This is a genomic window from Nonomuraea sp. MTCD27 (genome assembly GCF_041950495.1).
GTDB lineage: Bacteria > Actinomycetota > Actinomycetes > Streptosporangiales > Streptosporangiaceae > Nonomuraea.
This window is the reverse complement of the sequence record NZ_JBGNUW010000014.1, coordinates 93,638-117,098: the sequence shown is the minus strand read 5'-3', so window position 1 is coordinate 117,098 and position 23,461 is coordinate 93,638. Positions and strand designations below refer to the sequence as shown.

The 23,461-nt window shown below is 69.3% G+C and carries 32 protein-coding genes and 1 pseudogene; 6 read left to right on the top strand and 27 right to left on the bottom strand.

The genetic code is table 11. The features are described from left to right. Genes ACBJ59_RS35685 through ACBJ59_RS35675 form a run of 3 tightly spaced genes read right to left on the bottom strand, consistent with a single transcriptional unit; the run spans nt 1 to nt 2,626 of the window. Nucleotides 1-672 (bottom strand): PIG-L deacetylase family protein, encoded by a 672-nt coding sequence (locus tag ACBJ59_RS35685; protein ID WP_375114589.1) that lies wholly within the window; start codon nt 670-672, stop codon nt 1-3. Beyond that, the gene (locus tag ACBJ59_RS35680) at nt 651-1,427 is read right to left on the bottom strand and encodes a glucose-1-phosphate cytidylyltransferase (RefSeq protein ID WP_375114588.1); all 777 of its coding nucleotides are present in this window, start codon (nt 1,425-1,427) and stop codon (nt 651-653) included. The genes ACBJ59_RS35685 and ACBJ59_RS35680 overlap by 22 nt, the downstream gene beginning before the upstream one ends. Further along, nucleotides 1,424-2,626, bottom strand: a complete 1,203-nt coding sequence (locus tag ACBJ59_RS35675) for a class I SAM-dependent methyltransferase (protein ID WP_375114587.1) — start codon at nt 2,624-2,626, stop codon at nt 1,424-1,426. Before ACBJ59_RS35675 ends, ACBJ59_RS35680 begins: the two co-directional genes overlap by 4 nt. A 59-nt stretch (nt 2,627-2,685) precedes the next feature. Between ACBJ59_RS35675 and ACBJ59_RS35670 the strand changes: the two genes are divergently transcribed. Continuing rightward, entirely contained in the window at nt 2,686-3,264 is a 579-nt protein-coding gene (locus ACBJ59_RS35670) for a dTDP-4-dehydrorhamnose 3,5-epimerase family protein (RefSeq protein ID WP_375114586.1), read from the top strand. On the opposite strand, the gene rfbD is transcribed toward ACBJ59_RS35670, so the two are convergent. The 10 genes from rfbD to ACBJ59_RS35620 all read right to left on the bottom strand — a co-directional run bounded on the left by rfbD (nt 3,246) and on the right by ACBJ59_RS35620 (nt 11,173). Continuing rightward, complete coding sequence (rfbD, locus tag ACBJ59_RS35665) at nt 3,246-4,097, bottom strand: dTDP-4-dehydrorhamnose reductase (RefSeq protein WP_375114585.1); 852 nt, start codon at nt 4,095-4,097, stop codon at nt 3,246-3,248. The two genes, ACBJ59_RS35670 and rfbD, sit on opposite strands and share 19 nt — an antisense overlap. Nucleotides 4,098-4,125: 28 nt before the next feature. After that, nucleotides 4,126-5,052: a dTDP-glucose 4,6-dehydratase gene (gene rfbB, locus ACBJ59_RS35660; protein ID WP_375114584.1), complete on the bottom strand. Its 927-nt coding sequence runs from the start codon at nt 5,050-5,052 to the stop codon at nt 4,126-4,128. Further along, nucleotides 5,049-6,116: a glucose-1-phosphate thymidylyltransferase gene (locus ACBJ59_RS35655; protein WP_375114583.1), complete on the bottom strand. Its 1,068-nt coding sequence runs from the start codon at nt 6,114-6,116 to the stop codon at nt 5,049-5,051. The genes rfbB and ACBJ59_RS35655 overlap by 4 nt, the downstream gene beginning before the upstream one ends. 2 nt (nt 6,117-6,118) lie before the next feature. Then, the gene (locus ACBJ59_RS35650) at nt 6,119-7,573 is read right to left on the bottom strand and encodes a sugar transferase (RefSeq protein WP_375114582.1); all 1,455 of its coding nucleotides are present in this window, start codon (nt 7,571-7,573) and stop codon (nt 6,119-6,121) included. Between the two features lie 267 nt (nt 7,574-7,840). Next, nucleotides 7,841-8,191, bottom strand: a complete 351-nt coding sequence (locus tag ACBJ59_RS35645; protein ID WP_148433120.1) for a hypothetical protein — start codon at nt 8,189-8,191, stop codon at nt 7,841-7,843. Nucleotides 8,192-8,303: 112 nt separating this feature from the next. Continuing rightward, on the bottom strand, nt 8,304-8,939 hold the full coding sequence (locus tag ACBJ59_RS35640; RefSeq protein ID WP_375114581.1) for a GntR family transcriptional regulator: 636 nt from the start codon (nt 8,937-8,939) through the stop codon (nt 8,304-8,306). Next, entirely contained in the window at nt 8,936-9,820 is an 885-nt protein-coding gene (locus ACBJ59_RS35635; RefSeq protein ID WP_375114580.1) for a DMT family transporter, read from the bottom strand. Before ACBJ59_RS35635 ends, ACBJ59_RS35640 begins: the two co-directional genes overlap by 4 nt. Before the next feature lie 46 nt (nt 9,821-9,866). Continuing rightward, entirely contained in the window at nt 9,867-10,250 is a 384-nt protein-coding gene (locus ACBJ59_RS35630) for a hypothetical protein (protein WP_375114579.1), read from the bottom strand. 9 nt (nt 10,251-10,259) lie between these two features. After that, a complete protein-coding gene (locus ACBJ59_RS35625; protein ID WP_375114578.1) occupies nt 10,260-10,781 on the bottom strand; it encodes a GNAT family N-acetyltransferase in 522 nt (173 codons plus the stop codon). Nucleotides 10,782-10,801: 20 nt separating this feature from the next. Further along, nucleotides 10,802-11,173 carry an MmcQ/YjbR family DNA-binding protein gene (locus ACBJ59_RS35620; protein ID WP_375114577.1) on the bottom strand — a complete coding sequence of 124 codons (372 nt, stop codon included), beginning with the start codon at nt 11,171-11,173 and terminating at the stop codon, nt 10,802-10,804. Nucleotides 11,174-11,538: 365 nt separating this feature from the next. Here ACBJ59_RS35620 and ACBJ59_RS35615 point away from each other — a divergent pair, with 365 nt between their 5' ends. Next, nucleotides 11,539-11,760, top strand: coding sequence for a hypothetical protein (locus ACBJ59_RS35615; protein ID WP_375114576.1), 222 nt, complete (start codon nt 11,539-11,541; stop codon nt 11,758-11,760). Here ACBJ59_RS35615 and ACBJ59_RS35610 read toward each other — a convergent pair. Further along, entirely contained in the window at nt 11,751-12,170 is a 420-nt protein-coding gene (locus tag ACBJ59_RS35610; RefSeq protein WP_375114575.1) for a VOC family protein, read from the bottom strand. The genes ACBJ59_RS35615 and ACBJ59_RS35610 overlap by 10 nt on opposite strands. 130 nt (nt 12,171-12,300) lie before the next feature. Here ACBJ59_RS35610 and ACBJ59_RS35605 point away from each other — a divergent pair, with 130 nt between their 5' ends. Then, nucleotides 12,301-12,759 (top strand): hypothetical protein, encoded by a 459-nt coding sequence (locus ACBJ59_RS35605; RefSeq protein WP_375114574.1) that lies wholly within the window; start codon nt 12,301-12,303, stop codon nt 12,757-12,759. A gap of 16 nt (nt 12,760-12,775) precedes the next feature. Here the strand turns inward: ACBJ59_RS35605 and ACBJ59_RS35600 are convergent, their stop codons facing one another. From ACBJ59_RS35600 to ACBJ59_RS35585, 4 genes are all read right to left on the bottom strand, one after another. Then, entirely contained in the window at nt 12,776-13,165 is a 390-nt protein-coding gene (locus ACBJ59_RS35600; protein WP_375114573.1) for a VOC family protein, read from the bottom strand. Beyond that, nucleotides 13,162-13,383, bottom strand: a complete 222-nt coding sequence (locus tag ACBJ59_RS35595; RefSeq protein ID WP_375114572.1) for a DivIVA domain-containing protein — start codon at nt 13,381-13,383, stop codon at nt 13,162-13,164. The genes ACBJ59_RS35600 and ACBJ59_RS35595 overlap by 4 nt, the downstream gene beginning before the upstream one ends. Before the next feature lie 57 nt (nt 13,384-13,440). After that, nucleotides 13,441-13,770, bottom strand: a complete 330-nt coding sequence (locus ACBJ59_RS35590) for a hypothetical protein (RefSeq protein ID WP_375114571.1) — start codon at nt 13,768-13,770, stop codon at nt 13,441-13,443. An 82-nt stretch (nt 13,771-13,852) separates the two neighbouring features. Beyond that, nucleotides 13,853-14,497: a hypothetical protein gene (locus ACBJ59_RS35585; RefSeq protein ID WP_375114570.1), complete on the bottom strand. Its 645-nt coding sequence runs from the start codon at nt 14,495-14,497 to the stop codon at nt 13,853-13,855. A gap of 53 nt (nt 14,498-14,550) precedes the next feature. Here ACBJ59_RS35585 and ACBJ59_RS35580 point away from each other — a divergent pair, with 53 nt between their 5' ends. Beyond that, a complete protein-coding gene (locus ACBJ59_RS35580; RefSeq protein ID WP_375114569.1) occupies nt 14,551-15,279 on the top strand; it encodes a MerR family transcriptional regulator in 729 nt (242 codons plus the stop codon). Between the two features lie 50 nt (nt 15,280-15,329). On the opposite strand, the gene ACBJ59_RS35575 is transcribed toward ACBJ59_RS35580, so the two are convergent. The 4 genes from ACBJ59_RS35575 to ACBJ59_RS35560 form a co-directional block, all read right to left on the bottom strand. Next, nucleotides 15,330-16,262, bottom strand: a complete 933-nt coding sequence (locus ACBJ59_RS35575) for a GNAT family N-acetyltransferase (protein WP_375114568.1) — start codon at nt 16,260-16,262, stop codon at nt 15,330-15,332. Nucleotides 16,263-16,352: 90 nt separating this feature from the next. Continuing rightward, entirely contained in the window at nt 16,353-17,246 is an 894-nt protein-coding gene (locus ACBJ59_RS35570) for an arginase family protein (RefSeq protein ID WP_375114567.1), read from the bottom strand. A gap of 244 nt (nt 17,247-17,490) precedes the next feature. Then, nucleotides 17,491-18,009: a type II toxin-antitoxin system RelE/ParE family toxin gene (locus ACBJ59_RS35565; protein WP_375114566.1), complete on the bottom strand. Its 519-nt coding sequence runs from the start codon at nt 18,007-18,009 to the stop codon at nt 17,491-17,493. Between the two features lie 3 nt (nt 18,010-18,012). After that, complete coding sequence (locus ACBJ59_RS35560) at nt 18,013-18,321, bottom strand: type II toxin-antitoxin system prevent-host-death family antitoxin (RefSeq protein WP_185084420.1); 309 nt, start codon at nt 18,319-18,321, stop codon at nt 18,013-18,015. A 267-nt stretch (nt 18,322-18,588) separates the two neighbouring features. Between ACBJ59_RS35560 and ACBJ59_RS35555 the strand changes: the two are divergent. Next, a pseudogene (locus ACBJ59_RS35555) lies at nt 18,589-18,726 on the top strand (replication initiator); the annotation flags it as partial. A 148-nt stretch (nt 18,727-18,874) separates the two neighbouring features. Here ACBJ59_RS35555 and ACBJ59_RS35550 read toward each other — a convergent pair. The 4 genes from ACBJ59_RS35550 to msrA all read right to left on the bottom strand — a co-directional run bounded on the left by ACBJ59_RS35550 (nt 18,875) and on the right by msrA (nt 21,446). Next, complete coding sequence (locus tag ACBJ59_RS35550) at nt 18,875-19,321, bottom strand: hypothetical protein (protein WP_375114565.1); 447 nt, start codon at nt 19,319-19,321, stop codon at nt 18,875-18,877. After that, on the bottom strand, nt 19,225-19,779 hold the full coding sequence (locus ACBJ59_RS35545; RefSeq protein ID WP_375114564.1) for a hypothetical protein: 555 nt from the start codon (nt 19,777-19,779) through the stop codon (nt 19,225-19,227). The genes ACBJ59_RS35550 and ACBJ59_RS35545 overlap by 97 nt, the downstream gene beginning before the upstream one ends. A gap of 525 nt (nt 19,780-20,304) precedes the next feature. Then, the gene (locus tag ACBJ59_RS35540) at nt 20,305-20,715 is read right to left on the bottom strand and encodes a hypothetical protein (RefSeq protein WP_375114563.1); all 411 of its coding nucleotides are present in this window, start codon (nt 20,713-20,715) and stop codon (nt 20,305-20,307) included. A 71-nt stretch (nt 20,716-20,786) separates the two neighbouring features. Next, the gene (gene msrA / locus ACBJ59_RS35535) at nt 20,787-21,446 is read right to left on the bottom strand and encodes a peptide-methionine (S)-S-oxide reductase MsrA (protein WP_375114562.1); all 660 of its coding nucleotides are present in this window, start codon (nt 21,444-21,446) and stop codon (nt 20,787-20,789) included. A gap of 123 nt (nt 21,447-21,569) precedes the next feature. Between msrA and rarD the strand changes: the two genes are divergently transcribed. After that, on the top strand, nt 21,570-22,502 hold the full coding sequence (gene rarD / locus ACBJ59_RS35530; protein ID WP_375114561.1) for an EamA family transporter RarD: 933 nt from the start codon (nt 21,570-21,572) through the stop codon (nt 22,500-22,502). Here rarD and ACBJ59_RS35525 read toward each other — a convergent pair. Beyond that, nucleotides 22,470-23,459 (bottom strand): polyprenyl synthetase family protein, encoded by a 990-nt coding sequence (locus ACBJ59_RS35525; protein WP_375114560.1) that lies wholly within the window; start codon nt 23,457-23,459, stop codon nt 22,470-22,472. The genes rarD and ACBJ59_RS35525 overlap by 33 nt on opposite strands. Between the last annotated feature and the right edge of the window lie 2 nt (nt 23,460-23,461).

Sequence of the window (23,461 nt, the reverse complement as noted above, 5' to 3'; positions counted from 1 at the left end):
TCAGTCTCCAGCAAGATCGATGGTCAGCTTGGTCACGTGGAAGGCCTCGGCGTAGCGGGCCCCGCACTCGATGCCGCGGATGCGGGCGAGCCCGAGGAACGCCTCCCTGTCGTACCAGGGGCGGTGTCTCTGTGAGGGGTAGTGCTCCTGCAGCAGCCGCACCTTGGCCTCGGCCACCTCGTCGGCGAGCGGGTGGTGGACCGAGGGGCGGCCGAGGTCGCCGTCCCACTTGACGATCTCGTAGCCGAGCACGAGATGGTCGCGGTAGACCGTGGGCACGAGCTCGGCCAGGCCGCGGTGGTCCTGGTGGGCATCGCCGCGCCAGGGCGCGACGATCAGGTCGGGGGCGGGCTGGGCGGCCCGCAGGTCCTCCAGGGCGTTCTTGGCCTCGTCCCAGTGCGCGGGCAGGCGGCCGTCCGGGATCTTGAGCACGGTGAGCCGGAGGTCGGCGCCGGGGCAGAACGCGGCGAGCGCGGCCCGCTCCTCGCGCTCGCGCTCGGTGCCGCCGCCGGACAGCACGAGCGCGTCCACGCGAAGCCCGGGGCGCGCGGCGCAGAGCGTGAGCAGGCTCCCGCCCGCCCCGATCGCGAGGTCGTCGCAGTGCGCGCCCAGGGCCACGACCGCGTCCGTACGCGCGGGCCGCAGGCCGATCACGTTTCCCACAACGCCCACGGCCGCTCGCCGCGGGCCCACGAGCGGTCCAGCTCCAGGCGCTGGTTCACGGTGTCGCTCGGCCGCCAGTAGCCCCGGTGCGGGTACGCCATCAGCCGCCCGCGCTTGGCCAGCTCGGCGCAGCCGTCCGCGACCAGGTCGCCCTGCTCCGGGATGTGCTCGAAGACCTCCTGGCGCAGCACGAAGAAACCACCGTTGACCCAGAGCGGCATCTCGCTGACCGGGGTGATGCCGCCCACCAGGCCGCCCTCGCTGACGTCGATGACGTGGAAGGTGTTCGTGGGCGGGACCACCATCATCGAGGCGCCGGCGTCGGAGGCGGTGAAGCGGTCGATGATGTCGGGCAGCGGGGCGTCGGTGAGCACGTCGGCGTAGTTGGCCAGGAACATCTCGTCGCCGTCCAGGTGCGGGCGCACCCGGCGCAGCCGTTCGCCGATCGACGAGTCGAGCCCGGTGTCGATCAGCGAGACCGACCAATCCGAAATATCCGTGGATAACAGCTCGGCCCGGCCGTTACGCAGGACGAAGTCGTTCGACGCCGTCTCCTTGTACGTCAGGAAGAAGTCCTTGATGTGCTGCGCGCCGTAGCCCAGGCACAGGATGAACTCCTTGTGCCCGAAGTGCGCGTAGTAGCGCATCACATGCCAGACCAGCGGGCGCGGGCCGACGAACTGCATCGGCTTCGGCATGTCGCCGCCGGGCAGGTCGCTGCGCATCCGGGTGCCGCGACCGCCGCAGAAGAGGACGACCTTCACACGACCTCCAGCGTGGGGATGGGGAAGACCAGCCGGCCGCCCCAGTCGCGGATGTAGGAGAGCTGGTCGACCAGCTCGTCACGCAGGTTCCAGGGCAGGACGAGGACGTAGTCCGGCCGGTCGGCGGCGATGCGCTCGGGCGGGAAGATCGGGATCCGGGCGCCCGGGGTGAACCTCCCGTGCTTGTACGGGTTGCGGTCCACGGTGTACGGCAGCAGGTCCGGCCGGACCCCGCAGTGGTTGAGCAGCGTGTTGCCCTTGCCCGGCGCCCCATACCCGACCACCGTGCTGCCGTCCTCGGCGGCGGCGACGAGGAAGCTCAGCAGGTCGCGCCGGACCTTGGCCACCCGCTCGGTGAAGTCGATGTAGCCGGAGATGTCGTGCAGCCCCGCCGCCTTCTCCATCGCCAGCACGTCGGCCACCCGCTGCGAGGGCGTGCCCGACGGCCGGGCCCACAGCCGGATTGAGCCGCCATGCGTGGTCAGCAGCTCCACGTCCACCAGCGTCAGGCCGCCACTGGCCAGCGCGCGCTGCGCGGAGGCGACCGTGTAGTACTGGAAGTGCTCGTGGTAGATCGTGTCGTACTGGTTGAGCTGCATCAGCGTGAGCAGGTGCTGCACCTCGATCGAGACCGAGCCGTCGTCGGCGACCAGCGTGCGCAGCCCCTCGGTGAAGCCGATCACGTCGGGGATGTGCGCGTAGACGTTGTTGGCGACCACGTGGTCCGCGGTGCCGTGCTCCCGCACCACGGCCCGGGCGCTCTCCGGCGTGAGGAACGCCGTCACCGTCGGCACCCCGCGCTCCCTGGCGGCCTGGCCCACGTTGACCGACGGCTCGATGCCCAGGCAGCGCGCCCCCCGGTCCAGCACGTGCCGCAGCAGGTAGCCGTCGTTGCTGGCCACCTCCACCACGAACGAGTCCGGCCGCAGGTCGAGCCCCGCCACGAAGGAGCGCGCGTGCTCCACCCAGGAGGCGGAGTAGGAGGAGAAGTAGGCGTAGTCGGTGAAGGTCTCCTCGGGGGTGATCAGCGGCGGGATCTGCGCCAGCCAGCACGACGTGCACACGCGCAGGTGCAGCGGATAGGTCAGCTCGGGCTCGTCGAGCTGCTCCGCCGTGAGGAACCGCTCGCAGGGCGGCGTCGCCCCCAGGTCGACCACGCCCGTGAGGTCGGTCGAGCCGCATAACCGGCAAGTCTTCATCCACATGCTCCAAGAAGTTGATGTTCCGCTCGGCCCGGTGGTCTCGTTACTGTCGGATCATGGATCCCCTCGGCATCGACGGCGCCTGGCGCCACACGCCGCTCGTCCACGCCGACCCCCGTGGCTCGTTCTTCGAGGCCTACCGCGCGGCCGACCTGCCGCGACGGTTCGAGCTGGCCCAGGTCAACTGCTCCGTGTCCGCCCGCGGCGTGCTGCGTGGCGTGCACTTCGCCGACGTGCCGCCGGGGCAGGCGAAATACGTGATGTGCCTGTCGGGCAGCGTCATGGACGTCGTCGTGGACATCCGCGTGGGATCCCCCACCTTCGGCCGGTGGGAGGCCCTGACGCTGGACGACGAGACGCGGAGCGCCGTGCTGATCGCCGAGGGGCTGGGCCACGCGTTCATGGCGCTCAGCGAGCAGGCGACGGTGGCGTACCTGTGCTCGGAGCCGTACGCGCCGGGCCGCGAGCACGGCATCCACCCGCTCGACCCGGCCCTGTCGATCGGCTGGCCGGCCGGCGTGGCGCCCGTGCTGTCGGAGAAGGACGCCAAGGCGCCCTCCCTCGACGAGGCGCTCGCGACCGGGCTGCTGCCCGACTACCAGGTGTGCCGGGAGTTCTACGCCACGCTGCACTGACGGCTCCTCGACAGGACGGGCCAGGCCGCGTGCAGCGCCGCGCGCCAGTGCCGGATCGGCTCCCACCGGGTGTGCGCCAGCACGCTGTTCGCCGGGCGGGCGGCGGGGCGCGGGAAGGACGAGGTCGGCACCGGGCACACCCGTCCGGGATCCTCGCCCAGCAGCGTGAAGATCTCCTTGGCGAACCCGCACCAGGTCGTCTCGCCCTCACTCGTGCCGTGATAGACGCCCGGCGGCAGGTCCGACTGCGCGAGCCGGACGAGGTAGTCGGCCAGATCGGCGCTCCACGTGGGCTGACCGCGCTGGTCGTCGACCACGTTCAGGGTCCGCCGTTCCCCGGCCAGCCTGATCATGGTCCGCGCGAAGTTGGCGCCGTGCGCCCCGTACAGCCAGGCGCTGCGCACCACGTAGTGCCCGTGCTCCAGCGCCGCCCGCTCGCCCGCCAGCTTGGTCCTGCCGTAGGCGTTCACCGGCCCCGTCGGCGCGTCCTCCGGGTAGGGCAGGAGGCCGGTCCCCGCGAAGACGTAGTCGGTGGAGACGTGCAGGAGCCGGGCCCCGACCCGGTCGCACGCCTCGGCCAGCCAGCGCACCGCGCTCCCGTTGACCGCCAGCGCCTCGGCCTCGTGCGTCTCGGCGTCGTCCACCGCGGTCCAGGCGGCACAGTTGATCACGGCTCGGGGCCGGTAGGCGGAGACGAAGTCGTGCACCGCCCGCCTGTCGCGCACGTCCAGCTCGCCCCGGCCGAGCGCGAGCACCGGCTCGCCGGCCAGCGCGGTCCGGTCGAGGACGTCGGCGGCCAGCATGCCACCCGCCCCCGTGATGAGCCACCTCATGCCGCCTCCTGGCATAAACGGGTGATCACTACCGGGCCCACCAGTCGCGGTGCTCGGCGTACCAGCGGACGGTGGCCTTGAGCCCCTGCTCGAACGGGACCTCCGGCCGGTAGCCGAGGGCCCGCAGCTTGGCGTCGTCCAGGGAGTACCTGCGGTCGTGGCCCTTGCGGTCGGCGACGTACTCGACCATGTCCCAGTCCTGGCCGCAGGCTTCGAGCAGGCGCGTGGTGAGCTCCTTGTTGGTCAGCTCCGCGGTGCCCGCGATGTGGTAGACCTCGCCCGGGCCGCCCTTCTCGGCGACCAGGCGGATGCCCGCGCAGTGGTCCTCGACGTGGATCCAGTCCCGTACGTTGCCGCCGTCCCCGTACAGCGGCACCTTCCTGCCCTGCAGCAGGTTCGTGATGAACAGCGGGATGACCTTCTCGGGATACTGCCTGGGGCCGTAGTTGTTGCCGCAGCGGGTGATCGAGACGTTCAGGCCGTACGTGATCGCGTACGCGCGGGCGATCAGGTCGCCGCTCGCCTTCGACGCCGCGTACGGCGAGCGGGGCCGCACCGGCGCGGCCTCGTCCCAGGAGCCGATGTCGATCGAGCCGTAGACCTCGTCGGTCGACACCTGCACCACCTTCGGCACCTCGGCCTCCAGGCACGCCTGGAGCAGCGTCTGGGTGCCGAGCGCGTTGGTGCGCATGAACTCGGCGGCGCCCTCGATCGAGCGGTCCACGTGGGACTCGGCGGCGAAGTTCACCACCAGGTCGTGCCCGGGGACCAGGTCGGCCAGCAGGTCGGCGTCGCAGATGTCCCCGTGCACGAACTCGTGCCGCACCCCGTCGAGGTTGGCGCGGTTCCCGGCGTACGTGAGCTTGTCGAGGACCGTCACGTACCCGTCATGGAGGTTCCGGACGAAGTGGGAGCCGATGAATCCCGCACCGCCCGTCACCAGAATTCTTGTCATGAACTGATCTGTACCTTGCTGTGATCGCCCAGCACCAGACGGTGGGCTCTGGGCGTGTTGGGCGCGGGGGTGACCTCGACGTCGTGGCCGATCAGCGACGACTCGATGCGGCCGACCCCGGCGATGGAGGCCCGGGGCAGCACGATCGAGTACTCGATCTCGCTGCCGATGATGGCGCAGGCGGCGCCGATCGAGGTGTACGGGCCGACGTAGCTGTCCTGGATCCGGGCGCCCGCGCCGATGATCGCCGGGCCGACGACCCGGGACCGCTCGACCACCGCGCCCGGCTCGATCGCGACGCGGCCGATGAGCTCGCTGGCCGCGTCCACGTGCCCCTGGATCCGCCGCTCCACCGACTCCAGGACCAGCCGGTTGACCTCTAGCATGTCGGTGACGTTGCCGGTGTCCTTCCAGTAGCCCGAGATCACCGAGGACTCGACGCGCATCCCGGCCTCGATCAGCCACTGGATGGCGTCGGTGATCTCCAGCTCGCCCCGCCACGACGGCTTGAGCTCCGCCACCGCCGCGTGCACGGCCGGGCTGAACAGGTAGACGCCGACCAGCGCCAGGTCGCTCTTGGGCCGGGCCGGCTTCTCCTCCAGGCCGATCACGCGGCCCGCGGCGTCGAGCTCGGCGACCCCGAACTGGCGCGGGTCGCCGACCTGGGTCAGCATGATCTGGGCGGCGGGCCGCTCCCTGGCGAACCTGTGCACCAGGTCGTTGATGCCGCCGACGATGAAGTTGTCGCCCAGGTACATGACGAAGTCGTCGTCGCCCAGGTAGTCGCGGGCGATCAGCACGCCGTGGGCCAGCCCGAGCGGCGCCTCCTGCCGCAGGTACGTCACCTGCAGCCCGAATGCCGAGCCGTCGCCCACCGCCTCCTCGATCTCCGCGTGCGTGTCCCCTACGACCAGGCCCAGCTCCTGGATCCCGGCGGCCGCGATGGCCTCCAGCCCGTAGAACAGGACCGGTTTGTTCGCGACCGGGACCAGTTGCTTGGCCGAGGTATGGGTGATGGGTCGTAGCCGTGTGCCCGACCCCCCGGCGAGCACGAGTGCTTTCACCGTTAGTACGCCCCTTCTCCACGGGTGACGACGGACCAGGTCTTCCACAGGATCTGCAGGTCGAGGATGAGCGACCAGTTCTCCACGTACCGCAGGTCGAGGCGTACGGACTCCTCCCAGGTCAGGTCGGAGCGACCGCTGACCTGCCACAACCCGGTCATGCCCGGCTTGACCACCAGGCGGCGGCGGACGTCGGCGCCGTACTTGCCCACCTCTTCCGGGAGCGGCGGGCGGGGGCCGACGAGGGACATCTCTCCGCGGAGGACATTGAGCAGTTGAGGCAGCTCGTCGAGGGAGTATTTCCGCAGGAAAGCGCCTACCCGAGTGATCCTTGGATCGTTCCTAATCTTGAAGAGCACCCCGTCGAACTCGTTCGCGTCGAGTAACGCGCTCTTGAGTCGTTCCGCATCAACCACCATCGTACGAAATTTCACGACACGGAACTCTTTGCCGCTTTTGCCGATCCGCACCTGGTGGAACAGGGCGGCACCCGGGCTCGTCATGCGGATCACCACCGCGATCGCCAGCAGCGGCAGGGCCAGCACCACGAGCGCGGCCCCCGCCACCAGGCGGTCGAAGACCGTCTTCACGAACTGCCGCATGCCGTCGAACTCGGGATGCTCCACGTGCAGGAGCGGCATCCCCGCGACCGGCCTGATGCTGATGCGCGGCCCGGCCACGTCGAGAAGGGCGGGGGCCACGAAGAGATCGGTGCGCGCGGTCTCCAGGCTCCAGGCCAGCCGGCGCAGCGCCGCCCCGTCCAGCTCCGGGCAGGCCAGCACCGCCACGGCGTCCGCCTGCTGCCGCTCGACCGCGCTCGCCACGTCGGCGAAGGAGCCCAGGACCGGGATGCCGTCCACGTCGACGTCGAGCGCGTTGTCCGGAAGGCAGGCTCCCACCACCCGCATTCCGTGATACGGCTGCCGCCTGAACTGCACCACCAGGTCGAGGATCGACTCCCGGTGCCCGACCGCTATGACCTGGCGCATGTAGTCGCCCACCGCTCTCCTTCGGTGGAGCCGCTTGCGCATCCGGTAGCGGTAATAGAGCGTGATCAGCAGGGCCAGCGGCAGCATCGCCATCACGAAGCTGCGCGCGATCACCGCCTGCGTGGCGTAGGCCATGATGGCGACGGTGGCCATCAGGCCGATGCCGCCGTTGAAGACGGCCTTGAACTCCTCCGTTCCCTCGCCGTTGGCGCGCTGGCGATACGCCCCGCTCATCAGGAGCGCGACCGGCCAGGCGATGACGAGACCGAACCCCAGCAGGTATTCGGCCAGTGGAATGTACGCGCCGGCGATCAGCCGGATGCCCAGCACGCATACGCATGCGAGCAGCACGCAGATCGTGTCCCCGCATAACAGGAGCCGTAAATACGCCCGCGTCCAGATGCTGGACGCGCGGCGTGGTACGGCCTCGAGGAGCACGACAGCGGACTCCCCAGTCCCCACCCTCATAGCACCACCCTGACAACTCTGTGCACCGCGATAACTTGACGTTCCTTGAACCACATGGGTTGACAAGTCCCACGCACAACAAGGGCGGCGGCCCCCACTAAAGAGTAAAGATCGAGTCCGGCGCGGGGAATAACGTCAAACGTCCACAATCGGACGATTGCCGGGCGGCCGGAGGGGTTGACGGAACGGTCCACAAGTGGCAGCAGTTCCGTAGGGAAATGGGAGTTTTACGGCGACATTTCAGCAGGTTGCCGTTGCGTGAAGCGGCTAGTCGTACTCGAGGTCCGGCAGCGCCGACGGCGGATCCGGGCTGCGCCAGACGACCACCACCCCGTCGTGCGCGGAGTCGGCGGCCAGGGTCAGCCGGTCGAGGTCGAAATCGGGCAGGTAGCGCAGGCGCGCGAGGAACGTGGCGTCCGTGGCCGAGCGCGGTACGACACAACCTTCGCCGTCGCGATCGAGCAGGATGTAGAGGACGTCTTCCCCGGATTCGGTGACGACACGGACCTCCACCACGTCCTCCCAGGCGAGGGCTTCGACGCTACCGTCCGCATAGTGACGAGTGACGCCCTCTTCCGTGACATACACGTAGGAGTCCGGCATCGGATTGCCGTGCATGGCCGCGATTCTTGCGAGTTCCGGGGCAGTCCCGCAAGGGTTCGCGCTCAATGGTGCTCATGCGCACCCCAATCACCTCAATCACCCCGCCGTCACCCTCCGGCGGGCCGGCTCAATGACCCCGCCCCTCACCGCCCCAGGAGTGGCTGAGATGTGCCGCCACGGCCGCCCGCGCCGCCTCCTGCGGCCCGTCCGCGATGGCGTCGAGCAGCTCGCGATGCTCGCTGATCAGCACGTCGCGGTCCTTGTACACCTCGCGCAGCCGCACCAGCCCGAGCCTGGTCTCGGCGGACAGCGCGCCGTAGAGCCGCTCCAGCCGCGGGCTGCCGACCGCCTCGATCAGCGCCTGGTGCAGCGCCATGTGCTCGGCCACGGTCTCCGACCAGGGCGCGTCGTGGGGCAGGGCGGCCATCCGGTGCAGCGCGGCCTCGGCCCCCGGCACCGTCCGCCCCGCCACGGCCCGCGCCATGAGGTCCTCCAGGGGGCGGCGGACGTACATGAGGTCTTCGAGGTCCGAAAGCGTCACTTCTGGGACATAGGCACTGCGGTTGCGTTCGCGCCTGAGCACTCCCTCGTTGACCAGGCTCGCCAGCGCCTCGCGCACGGTCGGCCTGGCGACGCCGTACGCCGCGGCGATCTCCTGCTCGGGCAGCGCGGTGCCGGGTGGGATCTCGCCGGACAACACCCTGCTGCGCAGGGCGTCGGCGAGCGCGCCGACGGTGGAGACGGGTCTGAGCGGCAAAGTCACGGCTGCGACTCTAGCTCCCTTTCCGGCCTTCTTTCCGGCCTCTTGTCTGGTACGGCCACCGCCACGAGGCTGAGGCCCAGCAGCACCAGCCCGGCCACCGAGACCGGGGCCAGCCGCTCGCCCAGCACCACCAGGCCGAGCAGTGCGGCGACGGCCGGCTCGGCCAGGGCCAGCGTGGCGGCCGTGGCCACGGGGGTGGTGCGCAGGCCCCGGCCGTACAGGAAGTAGGACAGAGCCGTGGTCCCGAGCCCCAGGTAGAGCACGGCGAGCAGCGCGCGCGGCTCCGCCATCCAGCCGGCCCCGCTCACCACCAGCACGGGCAGCATGATCAGCGCCGCCCCGCCGAACATCACGCCCATCACCGCGTTGGACTCGCCGCCCTGGCCGATCGCCCGGGCCGCCATGACGGCGTAGAAGGCATAGAGCAGCCCGCCCATCAGCGCGAGCAGGATCCCCGAGACGACCTGCGCACCGGCCTCGGCACCCCCGCCCGCGATCAGCGCCGCGCAGCCGCAGATGGCCGCGCTGGTGGCCAGTGTCCAGCGCCCGCTGGGGCGGCGGCCGTGCAGCACCCAGGAGAGCAGTCCCGTGAAGACCGGCCCGCTGCCGATCGCGACGACGGTGCCGATGGCCACGCCGGTGCGGCCGACTGCGGCGAAGAAGCACAGCTGGTACGCGGCCACCGCGACCGCTCCCAGCAGCAGCCCCGGCCGGACGACCCGGCGAAGGCCGGCCCCGGCCAGGAGCGCGAGAGCGGCACCCCCGATCACCAGCCGCGCGGCCGCCAGGGCCACGGAGTCGGCGGAGACCAGCAGCCCGGCCGTCCCGGCGGTGCCCCAGAGCACGGAAGCGCCCACGACGGCAAGGGGTCCATTCCTCATGGTCCCATTATGCCGTCATTGTCAGACAATCAGACACCCAATTTGCCTAGCTGTCTGACAATTCCTCCAGCAGCTGCTCGATCACCCGTGCCGCCGGAGCCGCCACCTCCCCCGCGTAGTCGTCGAACACGGCCAGCCCGTCGTGGATCCCCGGCACGCTCTTGCGCGGCAGGTCGAGCAGGGTCTCGGCCTCGGCCGTGATGCCGCCCTCCACGTGGAAGGCGTTGCCGGCGGCGACGATGGAGACCTCGAACCGCACCTCACGGCCGTCGGGCAGCATGAAGAGGGCGCCGACGCGGGCTCCCGCGGGCGGGAAGAAATAGGAGAAGCGCTCACTTCTCACGAAGGGATGACGTAATTCGGCGAGAATCTCCGACGCCCGACCCAGGGCCGCCAGCAGCCCGGCCGCGGCCAGACTCTCGCTGTCCACCCGCAAAGGTTAGTTCAGCGCGCCCCACCCTGACCACTCATCGGTGGCCAGCCGCGCATGCCGCTCGACGTCGTATCGGATACCCTCGTAACAGAGCTTGCCCCGCTCGATGCCCTCCGGCAGGAACCCGGCCTTGGTAGCGACCCTGCACGAAGCCGGATTGTTCGTACGATGCCCCAGCTCAAGCCGATAGAGCCCGCGCTCGTCAAAGGCCCACCTCGCGAGCAACTCGGTGGCCGCGACCGCGATCCCCTTGCCCCTGGCCTCGGGGACCACCCAGTAGGACACCCACCCGTTGCCGTGATCATCGATCCGGGCCACCGCGACATTCCCGACGACCTGCTCCCCGCCCGGCCCGTCGACCGTCACCGCGAAGGCGTGCCCCACCCCCGACCACGACGCGATCCACCCGCAGGCGTCCTTGAGCGTGACAACAGGCCAGGGCGCCTGCCGGCGCAGGTCAGGCGCCTGGAAGGCGCGGAGCACGGCGGGTGCGTCGCCCTCGCGCCACTCCCGGAGCCGGACGTTCACAGGGATCACGTTGCCCGAGATTACCCGGATTGCACCCTCTGCCCGATCGGGTGGGAGGCCTCGAAGTCGGCCACCATCTGCCGCGGCGCGGTCAGACACCAGGCCTCGGCCACCAGCTCGAACAGCTCCTCGGCGTCGATCTTGTCGAGATGCACCACCACCCAGCCGAACCGCCCCGCCGTGAACTGCACCTCGAACACCTCCGGCCGCTCGGCCACGAGCGCGATCTGCTCCTCGATCGTGGCCTTGAGCCCGACGGTCTCGGTCGCCTCCCACAGGTAGCCGAACCCCTTGTCGCGCACCTTGAGCGCGATCCACTCGCCGCCATGGCCCATCCGGACCTCAGGCAGCTCGTCCAGCAACTCGAGGAACTCGTCGACACTCACACCCATGCCGCCTGTGTACCAGACCGGACCGACACTTCCCGAGCCGCCTTCGACCCTCGGCAGGGCCCGTAAGCGGACCTGGTGTCGCACGGGTTCCGGCCGGCGTGAGGCCGGACGGAGCAAGCCCGTCGCCGACCGACACTCGACCGACGCGAACCAACTCTGATCGAGCTGATCGACGCTGATCGAGCTGATCGACGCTGAGAAGCTCGACCTGGGCCGCGCGCTGCACGCCGAGGAGCGCGCGGAGGGCAGCGTCGCGGCGCTCGCCCAGCTCCTGGCGGACAGCCAGTCCGACCGGAAGCTGGCCCCGGCGGTGTTGGCCGGGCTCAACCTGTGGATCGCGGAGGTGGAGCAGGCCGCTCGGGAGGGTGCCGGCGAGCTCGCCACCGGCCGAGTTCGTGGACGTCGCGGAGCCGGCCAAGGCGACGGCGGCGGCGTTCGTGGGGCTGGAGCTGAACGAGGGCGCGTCCAGCGCCTGGACGGCACCGTCGGTGTCCGCGCTGGAGGAGCTGACCGTGCTGGCTCACCCGCGGCATCGGACGTACCCGGGCGACCCACACGTAACGCCGGCCGGGCTCACTCACTCGTAATATCGGACCTCGATCACGTTCCCATCGGGATCGGCGAAGAAGAACGTCTCCGGCGCGATGCCCTGCGCCCCGAAGGAGTTCGCCCCGGTGCCGGTGATCTCCACCCCGTTCTGCTTCAACCTGACCTGCAACGCGTCGAAGTCCTCCCTGCTGACCGCCAGGCAGAAATGGTTGATCGGATGCCCGGCGCTCCCCCGCACCCCGGTGCCCTCGTCCACACCCCGCATCGCCTCGAAGGACATCAGGTCGAGAATGCACTCGGGCGATATCCGTACGCTGGGAAAAGGCGCCTTCCCGTCACGGAACTCCGCGGCCCGGACCCCGGGCAGACCGATCACCTGTTCGTAGAAACGCAGGGAGACGAGCTGATCGGAGACCCAGCAAACGATATGGTCAAGGCGTGCATGCATGAAAACACCTCCGTTTTCCCTTCCAATATCTGATGCCCGAATCCCCCTGTCCACCGGCGACCTCGGATCGCCCGCTGTCGGAAATAGCCGGTTCACAGCGAGTTCGTGCCAGGTTCAGCACAATAGTGATGTGACGAACACGACCGCGGCGCCGGCGACGGATCGAATGCCGATAGCCGTGAAGACAGCCCAATATGTCATGACGTTCGAGGTGGCGTTCGGTCTTGCGGGCACGGCACTCATGCTCGTCGTCTTCGCCCCCTCCTTCGAGTGGCCCCTTCTTCTGCCACTCGCCTATGTCACCGCCCTCCTGTCGGCCATCGGCTGGCAACTGAGCCGCTGGCGACGGCGGAGAAGGATGCTGCGCTGGGAGATCGCCGCCGTACAGGTGGTGTCGATGGCGTCCAATCTGACGGACGCCGCCGTCTACTCCGAGCTCACCTGGTCCAAGCTGATCAACCCGTTTCCCCTGATCATCATCATCGCCATGCTCCTGCCCTCGGCGGGCCGCTGGTTCTGCGAGCCCCGCGGAAAATGGCCGCTCAGCTCGCCGGCGATCGCGCCCCGCACCCCGGACAGCGCCGGATGACGCACCTGCGCACCGGTCACCCGGCACGCCGTCCCTCCACACAGAACCGGTTGCCCTCCGTGTCGGCGAGCACCACATAAGGCCACTCCTCGGGCCGCGGATCGTCCGGATAATGCGCCCAGTCCACGCGCCGTGCCCCCAGGGCCACCAGCCTCTCGACCTCCTCGTCGAGGTCACGATCACCAGCGTGGAGATCGAGATGAACGCGCGGGAACTCCTCCGCCGGGCTCTCGCTCACATCCAGCGCGATCGCGACCCCGGCCACACCCGGCGGCGGCTCCAGCACGATCCAGTCGTCACCCTCGAACCGCGGCGCCCTGCGCACGTAACCGAGCGCCCGCCCCCAGAACCCGGCGGCCCGTACGTCATCCCCCACACCCAGGGAGATCTGCCCGATGACCGTCATCGACCGTCCAGGCGCCGCACCCACTCATCCAGGGCCGCGTGGACCTCGCGGGGGTCGTACCCCCTGAGCACGAGCTCCAGCCCGCCTTCGGTGAGCTCCTTGCGCAGCTCCGCCCCCGACAGCTCCCCGGAGCCACCGAGCGCCCGCTGGACGCGTTCGGCCAGCTCATCGACCTGGTCCCGGCGGTAACCACGGAACCGTACCCTGAAACGCGCCACGCGCAGATCATCACAGCCCCGCCGATCATTGTCGAGGGCCCCTATCGACGGCGGAACTCAGTAGCTGTCGCTCCACCGATACCAGTGACCCCGCACATGCTCGAAGGACGAAGCCACCGCATCGGAGTCGTCCGTGTCGACCGGCACGCCGTTCGGGCTCCAGACATAGCCGTAGGGATCCACCCCACCGGTGCTGTTGCCCGCCTGGAAATACACCCGGTCGCCGTCCCGATGGACCTCCTCGAACTCGAACGCCCCGATTTCCCGCGGCAGTTCCCCGTCACCCGCCGCCCGCGCCACCTCCTCCATGCTCGCCACCGACCGCGCGAACCGGTCCTTCTCGGAAAGCCCGCAACCCGACAACGAAACCACCGCCACGAGCACCACGACGGCACCCCGTGACCACGGCATCCCACCACCCACCGATCTCGGGCCGAGTCCCCGGTGAACCCGGCCGCCGCTCCGTACGTCACCCACGCCGCAGAAACCGCCGGCCCAGCAAGCCGTACCACAAGATGACCGGCAACTGCAGCGCGTACCCGAGCTGTTCCAGGGCCACCGGCACCCCCTCCGCCCCGGCCGTCCACGGCAGCACGACCGCGGCCAGACCGAAGAGAGCCGCGCAAAAGCCGGCCCGGCGAAGCCCGGCAGGCATCGGCACGCCGGCCGCCGCGGCGACGGTGGCCGCGGCCCACAGCAGCCCGGCCAGGTTGACCATCCACTTGGCGGTCAGAAGCACCGCCCCGGCGACCGCGGGAACGGGGCTCAGCTGGGTCAACGCCAGGTTCCCGGCGTCATGGAGCAGCCCGGCCACCCCGGCCGCCGCCAGCAGCCCGCCGGCGAGCACCACCAGGTACGGCCTGGGCGCCCCGCCCGCACCGGCGCCCATCACCAGCCCCGCCGCGGTCAGCCCCAGCCAGCCCAGCACGTCGAAGGCCAGCTCGGCCAGATGCAGCCCGGCCTGCTCGCGCACCGCGGCCAGCGCGGCGGCGGGGTCGGCCGGATTCAGGGTAAGCCCCGATGGCACCACGAGGGCCGCACCGGAGATCATGGCAACCAGCGAGCACAGCAGCAGTACACCGGCAAGCCGGCGCCCAGCGTTGGAGTCAGTCATGGCGGCGAACGTAGGACTCTGCCGCAGGGACAAGGTCAATACGAGAGGTCGAAATGTGGCGGATCGGGCAACTGGCACGCATGGTCGGCATCACCGAACGCACGCTGCGCCACTACGACAAGATCGGCCTCCTCATGCCCGCCGCCACAGACCAGGCCACGGGCTACCGCTGGTACGGCGTGACCGAACTGTCCCGGCTCGAACGCATCCGCGCCCTACGCCGCCTCGGCCTCCCGCTCCGCCAGATCGTCGACCTGCTGGACGCACCCGAGACCCAGCTGCGCCAGGCCGTGACCGAGACCCTGGCGGACATCCGTCGCGACATCACCGCGCTGGCCGCCACCGCGGCTCACGCCGAAGACCACCTCGCCACCCCGATGTCGATCCTGCCGCAGCAGACCGCGGTAGGCCCACGCCACCTCCACGTACGCCACCTGCGCCTCGACCATCCGTCCGCCCTGGCGGCCATCTGCCCACCACCGCTCGCGACCCTTCTGACCTGGCTACGCGGCCACCCCACGGGCACCTTCACCGCGGCGGTGACCACGGACCGCAGCGGAATGCGGCTCACCCTGCCCACCCGCACCGTCGTACGCGCCGTGGTCCCGCCCACGACCACCCTGGTCGAAGCCGGGCAGGACCTGTTCGGCTGGCTGGACCGCCACCACCTGGACGTCGCCGGCCCCACTGTGGAAGACCACCTCGTGGACGCCGACGGCATCCAGGCCACCGTCCTCGAACTCCCCGTACGCCCACGCCCGGTTGCCGCCGCACCCGGATGACCGCCGGCGCACCGGCCCGACGGTCGACCCCGGACGGGGGCGCCCGGTTCTCAGGAGTTCAGGTCGTTGGAGAGGTTGATCCGGATCTCCGTGTTGCGGTATCCGGCGCGCCGGAACGCGGCCGCCATCGGTGCGTTGCCCACGTCGGTGGTGGCGGTGATGCGCGACGCTCCGCCGGCCGCGTGGATGCGGGTGATCTCGGCGAGCACCTCGTCCACGTACCCACGCCCCCGGAACTCCGGGATCACCCCGAGATACCCCACGTTCACGCTGTACGGCGTCGCCGAGGGGATCGCCATGCCGGCCACCTCGCCCTCGCCCGTGTAGGCGAGCCGCCACCACTCCCGTCTGCCCGGCGCGCCGAGATAGAAGTCCATCTCTCCACGCGCCGTCGCGTCCACGCCCTTGGCCGCCAGGCTCGCCCGGGTGTGAGCGTCCAGGCTGCCCTCGGCGATCCGCGCGAACACCGCCAGGAACTCCTCGTCCGACGCCTCGGCGAACCGCAGCACGCCCGTCGCCGCGGGCACCCCGTCGGCCGGCACCCACTCGAACTGCAGCCGCTCCACCTCCCGGGTGAGCCCCGCCGCGTGCGCCGCCGCCCGCCGCCATCCGACGGCCGCCGAGGTGGCCGGATCGTCGCGCCAGCCGCCGGCCGCCTTGATCGCGTACTGCACCGGCTGCGGGAACCCCGCCAGCCCGGCCCTGATCAGCTCGGCGGCGACGGTGGCCCGCTCACCCACCGCGGGATCCACGTCGAGGCAGTCGAGCGCGACCGGGTACGCGCTGTCCCGCGGCCCCCACCACAGCGCCCGCCCCACCACCCGGTCACCGACCTCGGCAATCCACGTCCACTCCGGCCGGTACATGTTCTCGGCCAGCTCCGCGAGGTAACGGTCGGCGGGGATCCAGCCGACAGGCTCGGACACGATCCAAGCAGTCACCCGTTCGAGTTCGGCGGGGACGATCGCACGGCAGGAAATCATTCGAAGAGGTTAGTGCACCTTTAGCCCACCACAACCCAAATGTCCGGCGCCCACCTCTCGCACAAGCCACAAACACCACCGACGACGCGGCTACGACGCGGCGCGCCCCTGCACAAACGCGTCGATCAAACACCCGGCGAGATCACGCCCCGCCTCGCCACCCGGATCGAGCCCAGGATTGTAGATCGTCACGTCGACACACACCACCCGTTCATCGGCGAGCAACGCCCCCACCAGCACACCGAACTCCCGTCGATCCAACCCACCGGGCAGGCGGTAGTCGACCGCCGGCATGAGCGCATCATCGAGCACGTCGGCATCGATGTGCAGCAGAAACCCTTCGACCCCCGCCTCGTCCAGATGAGCGAGCGCCCGCCGCGCGACCCCCTCCACCCCGCTCTCACGCACCTCCTCAAGCGAAACGACCAGGGCATCGGTCGCGGACAGCGCCGCACCGGTGTCCCGCCACTCGTCAGAGTCCCGGCGCCCGATCAGCACCGCCGCCCGAGGATCGACCAGCGGCCGCGCACCGTCCAGGTTCGCGATCACTTCCGCACCGTTGCCGAACGCGAGATACACCTCAGAGTCCGACGCCTGCCCCGTCGGCGAGTCGCCAGGTGGATAGAAGTCGGTGTGCGCATCCAGAAACACCAACCCGTAGGCCCCTCGCCGCCGCAACGCCAGCAAACTACCGAAGATCACGCTGTCGTCCCCACCAAGCACCACAGGCAACCGGCCACCCTCGATCACGTCCGCCACCACGAGGGCCTGGCGCAGCGCCACCTCACCCATCGCCTCGGCATTGAGCAGCCGACTCGGATGAACCCGCTCCCCCGAGTACGCCGGCGCCTCCACCACCGCCCCGACCCTCGCCCCGATCCCCTCCGCCAACCCTTCCCCCAACAGCACCTCACCCAGCCGCTCAACCCCAGGCACCAACCCCAGATTGGTCCGCACGTGAACGATCTCGGGACGACGCACCATCGGCTTCCCCTCTCCTCAGGCCGACGATCTCACCCGATACATGCCCGTCAACCCCGGATACACCAGCCCACGCGTGTCATACGGGGCAGCCACGTCGCACGCGAGCAACACCCGCCCCCTGAGGACATCGTCCGCATCCCCGGCCAGGCACGCGACCCTTGCCACCGATACCGCAGTAGCCCGTTGAGTACTCCAAAAGACATTTCTGGTGATAGCGCTTCGCTTCGGGCAATAGATGCACGACCTAATGTGGCTTGGACCGGTACTCAGCCCACATGTCGACTGCCTCTTGAAGGTCAAGAGCGGCAACGTCCTCACGCGCCATCCCCACTGTGTAGATCAACCGGTCCGCGAGCCAATCTGGAACCGATTCCCTAGGAGGTGCTTTCTCCACCCGAATATGATCGGCCAGCGTGCCCAGGCGTTCGATCACCTGGCCGAGCTGGATGATCTCAGGACGGCCTGCACCCGCCTCACGGACCCTCGCCGTCGCCTCCGCGTACACTTCCGCGTCAGCACGTTCACCGACAGCCCACACCTCGCAGATCTCCACCGACTTGTCCTCAGTTATGCGGTAGACGACACGCCAGGTGTTGCGACCGACCACCAGCTTCCGGAAACCGGTCAGTTCCCCGCCAAGCGGGTAACCAGCTTCAGGGTTGTCCAGCAGGAGAAGGATCTTCTTGAGCACCTTGGGTACCGCGTCTGGGCCAATGCGCCGGAGGTCGTCGACTGCCGGCGCCGTGAAGACGACGTCGGACACGATTCACTCATCGTCTGGGATGGCGGACAGCGACTCGCGAGTATGCCCGAAAGCGGCAAGCACCTCATCGAGTGAGACCCGCTCCCCCGTGTCCGTGACCGAACGGGCAAGCACCAGCGCCAGATCACGCAGATCAGCCGCCGCCTCCTCCAGCTCATTGAGCCGACGAATACTCACCACGGCCGCCACTGGCTGATGCCGACGGGTGACCACCAGATCGGCCCCCTGCTCCGCATCAGCCACCAGGCGGGCAACGCCTCGCTGGGCCGCCTCCGTGACGCTCAGCTCAGTAGCATCGTGCAGAACAGTCATGCATCAACTGTACATCTTTCTGTATAGAACCGCAGCGCCTACGGCAGAGCATCGGCTCACGCGTCGCCCCATGCCAGACCGACCGGACAGGTGACGCCGGTGCCGCCGATCCCGCAGTAGCCGTTCGAGTTCTTCACAAATCGTTCGTCACCTTACCGCCCCATCCTTCGGAGCCGTCCACGCGCACCGCGAGCAGTCAGGCCGGACGCTCCCATGCCGTCCACCCCGGGATCGTCCCGTCTGTGAACACGGCCGGCCGAGGGCTGCGGCTTGCATCACGAGAGCGATGACGTGCAGGTCGGACAGCCCTTGTGGGTGGACTGCTACGACTACATCGGGTCCGCCCGGTGGAACGCTCACGCGGGCGCGCTCTGGCGGGAGTTCACCAGGACCATAGCTTTCTGATCTTGTTCACGACCGCTGTCCGCGTAAGGGTGCAGAGCTCGAGTCCGGCCTTCTGGCCGTTGGCGATCATGAAGGCGGAGGCACGCTTTTCTCGAGACCGGAGGGAACACCTGGCGTGTCCGGACGGATGTGACCTGACCTGCCTGTCTCACCCGTTGGAAGACTCCGTCGCGGGCCCCAGCCCCCAGACCCGCACGGTGCCGTCGTCGCTGCCAGCGGAAAGCGCGATCGTTTCGCCGTGCAGTTGACCGACTGCGACCGAACGCACCTCGGCGGTGTGGCCGGTGAGCGGGTCGCCCAGCTGCTTGCCCGCTGCCACGTCCCACACCCGTAGCGTGCCGTCCTTGCTTCCCGACACCGCGATCGTCTTGCCGTCGAGCTGCCCGGTCGCTACCGAGAAGACGTAGTCGGTGTGGCCGGTGAGCTCGTTCCCGAGCTGTTTGCCGGTGGTCAAGTCCCATACCCGCACGGTGCGGTCATTGCCGCCGGAGACCGCGATCATCCGTCCGCCGAGTTGCCCGAGCGCCGCCGCGTAGACGGCCCTTCGGTGGCGACGAGCATGGTGGCCGGCAGCCGTCCCGCCCCCAGGTGCCACACCCCCACCCGGCCGGCCTGATCTCCGGCGACCGCGATCGGCTTGCCGTTCACCTGCCCCAGGGCGATCGATGACCCCACGCCGACGAAGTCGCCGATGTCCTCGCCGGAGGCCAGATCCCACATCCGTATGGGGTCGCCGCCGCCACCGCCGGCGACGAACTGCCGGCCGTTCATCGACCCGACCGCCAGGGCATCGATGAAGGCGTCGCTGCGGCCGTCGTCGAAGGCCGTACCGAGTCTCTTGCCTGCGGACAGATCCCACACCTGCGCCTGGTCACCGTGCGCGACGATGGCGACCGTACGGCCGTTGGACTCCGTCACGGCCACGGCCCCAGCCCATCTGGGGTCGCCGACGATCGGCTCGCCTATGAGCCGGAACGAAGGAGCCGCATCCGGCACAGAGGCAGCCACGAACAACCCCGCCGCGACCGTCACGATCACCGCCACCGCCGCCATGACCCAGCGTCGTGGGCCTCTAGGGTGACTCCCTGCCGCTGCGTGCGGTCTCGGTGGCGGCGCCACGTCGCCGGGAGACAAGGAACGGTGATCAGTCACCAGACCTCCAGCGGATACTCGGCCTGGCGGCGAGACGGGTAACAAACCCTAGATCACCATTAGTGCGGGCGAAAGAGCAGGCCAGGAACAACGCAAGATCTGCGCCTGCTCCCTCCGGCCACAAGTTGGCTCTGGCAACGGACATGCTTCATCCTTTTGCGGGATGCGCGTACTTGATCTTGTATTAGTGAACCGTACGCCGACAGCCGGAAACCCCCGTTATCCAGTGGCAAGCGGACCCGGAGCGCAGGGCGCCGCCGGGCCCGAAGCACCGGAAGCCGCACGGCAGTCGATCGCCCCAGCCGGTTCGGAGAGTACCGAAGTGAGCGATCGTCACGGCGTTAACTAGTGACCTCTGGCGCCCGGCGGACCGCAGCGGTCCGCCCTTGACCCTGTAGAGAAAGTTGTCGCCGTGGCTACAATCGGCTACCAGCCCGGGGGTAGAACGTTCGGCCTTCGAGTCCACCACCATCGGGTCTCGTTCCCCTCTGCGAGGGGCCGCCAGTACCGTGCAAGCTCAGCGCCGCCGTCCTCGTGCGTCACGGCGCGGTAGCGGTCGTCGAGGCGATCCAAAGTGCTGGTGAGCTTCGTGCGGGCCATCCCTTGCAGAGCCTCGCGGTACTCCTCCAGACCATCCCGAATGGTGAGCTCATTGAGGTACTCGTAGACCGGGCAAAAGACCTGGCCAGGCCACCCTTCCATGTCATGGATCAAGTCCTCCCACCACCTGAGTGAGGAAAGAACGCCATAGATCGGCTCCTCGAACTGCGCCGCACGTTCGGGCACCATGCCCTCCTTCTCCAGGGCGAGGCGCTGAAGATCGAGGACAGTGATCATCTGGCGTTCGTCGGGAGTGAGACTTCCGGCCAGAGCCTCCGTCTCACTCCCAGGCGGCGTACCGCGAATCATCACTCGCTGGTTGTCAGACCAACGGGGCAGGCCACGCCCGTCCCACCGATCCCGCAGTAGCCGTTAATGTTGCGGTGGAGATACTGCTGGTGATAATCCTCCGCGAAGTAGAACGGACCCGCCGGAGCCACCTCAGTCGTGATGTCCCCGTACCCCGCCACCTTCAGCACCCGCTGGTACGCCTCCCGCGAAGCCTCCGCCGACTTCTGCTGCTCCGGTGAGTGGTAGTAGATCGCCGACCGGTACTGGGTCCCGACGTCGTTGCCCTGGCGCATCCCCTGCGTGGGGTCGTGGGCCTCCCAGAAGACCTTCAGGAGCTCCTCGTGCGAGACCTTCGCCGGGTCGAACACCACGCGTACGGCCTCGGCGTGCCCCGTGAGACCGGAACAGACCTCCTCGTACGTCGGGTTGGCCGTGTAGCCCCCCTGGTATCCGACGGCCGTCGTGACCACCCCGGGCGTCTGCCAGAACTTGCGCTCGGCGCCCCAGAAGCAGCCCAGGCCGAAGTCGGCGACCTCCAGGCCCTCCGGGTACGGCGGCGCCGGCGGGGCGTCCAGGACCGCGTGACGGGCCGGCACGGGGATGGGGTCCGGGCGGCCCGGCAGGGCGTCCTCGGGCCGAACCATCGATGTCTTGTTACCGCCGAACAGCCAGCCCATAGCTGCCACCTCCATAGGTCGTTCGCCAGCCTATACAGGCCCCAACACTTAAGAATGTCTACACATTTCCGTGCAGAGACTGAAATTTGTGTTTAAAGGTGGTAATGCCCGAAAATCGGTTACATGCCTGACCTTCGGCGTGGTGTGTTCTACGGGATCGCCGCCTACACCATGTGGGGGCTCTTCCCCCTCTACTGGCCCCTCCTCAAGCCCTCCGGCGCCATCGAGATCCTCGCCCACCGCATGGTGTGGTCGCTGGTGATGGTCCTGGCCGTCCTCGCCGTCCGCAAGCACTGGTCCTGGATCAAGCAGATCGTCCGGCAGCCGGCCAAGGTGGCGCTGCTGGCCCTCGCCGCCGTCGTCGTGACGGTCAACTGGGGCACCTACATCTACGCCGTCAACGCGGGCCACGTCGTGGAGACCGCCCTCGGCTACTTCATCAACCCCCTCGTCAACGTGCTGTTCGGCGTCGTGCTGCTGCGCGAGAAGCTGCGGCCGCTGCAGTGGGCGGCCGTCGGGTTCGGGGCGCTGGCGGTGCTCGTGCTGACGCTCGACTACGGCCGCCTGCCCTGGGTGGCGCTCGTCCTGGCGGTCAGCTTCGGCGTGTACGGGCTGATCAAGAAGCAGGTCAACGTGGCCGCGACCGACAGCCTGGCCGTCGAGACGCTGGTCCTGCTGATTCCCGCCCTCGGTTACCTGGCCTTCCTGCAGAGCACCGGGGACGCCACGTTCGGGCAGGTGACCGTGGCGCACGCGGCGCTGCTGGTCGGAGCGGGCCTCATCACGGCCGTGCCGCTGATCTGCTTCGGGGCCGCGGCCATCCGGGTGCCGCTGAGCACGATCGGGCTGTTGCAGTACATCGCGCCGATCCTGCAGTTCGCCTGCGGGGTGCTGATCGCCAAGGAGGTCATGCCGTCCAGCCGGTGGATCGGGTTCTCGATCGTCTGGCTGGCCCTGGCGATCTTCACGTACGACAGCCTCCGGGCAGCGCGGGCGGCCCGGAGCCGTCGTCGTCGTGAGGCGTCAGCCGGAGCGCTGGACCACGTAGTCACATAGCGCCAGGAACGCGTCCTTGGCCGGGATGTCGGGCAGGCCCGAGATGTCGTCGCGGGCCCGGTCCACCCAGGCGTCCAGCTCCGCCCGCGCCCGGGCCATGCCGGAGTGGGCGCGCAGCAGGGTGAGCGCCTCCTCGACGTCCTCCTCGGCCACCGGGCCCGACAGCAGGGCCGTCAGGCGCGGGGAGTCGCCGACCGCGAGCGCGTACAGGACCGGGAGGGTCTTGATGCCCTCCCGGAGGTCCGTGCCGGGCGTCTTGCCCGACTGCGCGCCCGTCGAGGCCACGTCCAGGAGGTCGTCCCCGAGCTGCCAGGCCACCCCGATCGCCTCGCACGCCCGGCTGAGGCGCTCCTCCACGTCCGCCGGGGCGCCCGAGAGGAGCGCGCCGAAGCGGCCGGAGGCGGCGATGAGCGAGCCCGTCTTGTCCGACAGGACGCTGAGGTAGTGGGCGATCGGGTCCTCGTCGTCGCGCGGGCCGATGGTCTCGCGGATCTGGCCCTGTACGAGGCGGGAGAACGTCTGGGCCTGGATGCGGATCAGCTCGGGACCGAGGTCGGCGAGGATGTCCGAGGCCTGGGCGAACAGGTAGTCGCCGGTGAGGATCGCCACGGTGTTGTCCCACCGGGCGTTGGCGGACGGTGAGCCCCGGCGTACCGGGGCCTCGTCCATGACGTCGTCGTGGTAGAGCGAGCCCAGGTGGGTCAGCTCGATGACCACGGCGCCGGGCACCACGCCCGGCGCCGACGGGTCGCCGAACTGCGCGGCCAGCAGCACCATCAAGGTACGGAACCGCTTGCCGCCGGCCTCGATGAGGTGCTTGGACGCCTCCGTGACGAAGGCGTCCTCGCTCTCCACCGACGAGCGCAGGAGCTTCTCGACCGCGGCCAGTCCGTTGGCCACGTCCTGCGCCAACCGCTCGTCCTCAATGGGAAGGTCAACCACGGGAGGCGCAGACATAC

Bases quoted from the DNA above. Each gene is read 5' to 3' on its own strand.
- ACBJ59_RS35670 (WP_375114586.1), top strand. From the start codon at position 2,686: ATGGATCCCCTCGGCATCGACGGCGCCTGGCGCCACACGCCGCTCGTC.
- ACBJ59_RS35620 (WP_375114577.1), bottom strand. From the start codon at position 11,173: ATGGGTGTGAGTGTCGACGAGTTCCTCGAGTTGCTGGACGAGCTGCCT.
- ACBJ59_RS35545 (WP_375114564.1), bottom strand. From the start codon at position 19,779: ATGGCGGCGGTGGCGGTGATCGTGACGGTCGCGGCGGGGTTGTTCGTG.
- ACBJ59_RS35585 (WP_375114570.1), bottom strand. From the start codon at position 14,497: ATGACTGACTCCAACGCTGGGCGCCGGCTTGCCGGTGTACTGCTGCTG.
- rfbB (WP_375114584.1), bottom strand. From the start codon at position 5,052: ATGACAAGAATTCTGGTGACGGGCGGTGCGGGATTCATCGGCTCCCAC.
- ACBJ59_RS35600 (WP_375114573.1), bottom strand. From the start codon at position 13,165: ATGACGGTCATCGGGCAGATCTCCCTGGGTGTGGGGGATGACGTACGG.
- ACBJ59_RS35610 (WP_375114575.1), bottom strand. From the start codon at position 12,170: ATGCATGCACGCCTTGACCATATCGTTTGCTGGGTCTCCGATCAGCTC.
- ACBJ59_RS35540 (WP_375114563.1), bottom strand. From the start codon at position 20,715: ATGATCACTGTCCTCGATCTTCAGCGCCTCGCCCTGGAGAAGGAGGGC.
- ACBJ59_RS35570 (WP_375114567.1), bottom strand. From the start codon at position 17,246: ATGGTGCGTCGTCCCGAGATCGTTCACGTGCGGACCAATCTGGGGTTG.
- ACBJ59_RS35675 (WP_375114587.1), bottom strand. From the start codon at position 2,626: ATGAAGACTTGCCGGTTATGCGGCTCGACCGACCTCACGGGCGTGGTC.
- msrA (WP_375114562.1), bottom strand. From the start codon at position 21,446: ATGGGCTGGCTGTTCGGCGGTAACAAGACATCGATGGTTCGGCCCGAG.
- rfbD (WP_375114585.1), bottom strand. From the start codon at position 4,097: ATGAGGTGGCTCATCACGGGGGCGGGTGGCATGCTGGCCGCCGACGTC.
- ACBJ59_RS35645 (WP_148433120.1), bottom strand. From the start codon at position 8,191: ATGCACGGCAATCCGATGCCGGACTCCTACGTGTATGTCACGGAAGAG.
- ACBJ59_RS35650 (WP_375114582.1), bottom strand. From the start codon at position 7,573: ATGAGGGTGGGGACTGGGGAGTCCGCTGTCGTGCTCCTCGAGGCCGTA.
- ACBJ59_RS35525 (WP_375114560.1), bottom strand. From the start codon at position 23,459: ATGTCTGCGCCTCCCGTGGTTGACCTTCCCATTGAGGACGAGCGGTTG.
- rarD (WP_375114561.1), top strand. From the start codon at position 21,570: ATGCCTGACCTTCGGCGTGGTGTGTTCTACGGGATCGCCGCCTACACC.
- ACBJ59_RS35575 (WP_375114568.1), bottom strand. From the start codon at position 16,262: ATGATTTCCTGCCGTGCGATCGTCCCCGCCGAACTCGAACGGGTGACT.
- ACBJ59_RS35560 (WP_185084420.1), bottom strand. From the start codon at position 18,321: ATGACTGTTCTGCACGATGCTACTGAGCTGAGCGTCACGGAGGCGGCC.
- ACBJ59_RS35635 (WP_375114580.1), bottom strand. From the start codon at position 9,820: ATGAGGAATGGACCCCTTGCCGTCGTGGGCGCTTCCGTGCTCTGGGGC.
- ACBJ59_RS35580 (WP_375114569.1), top strand. From the start codon at position 14,551: ATGTGGCGGATCGGGCAACTGGCACGCATGGTCGGCATCACCGAACGC.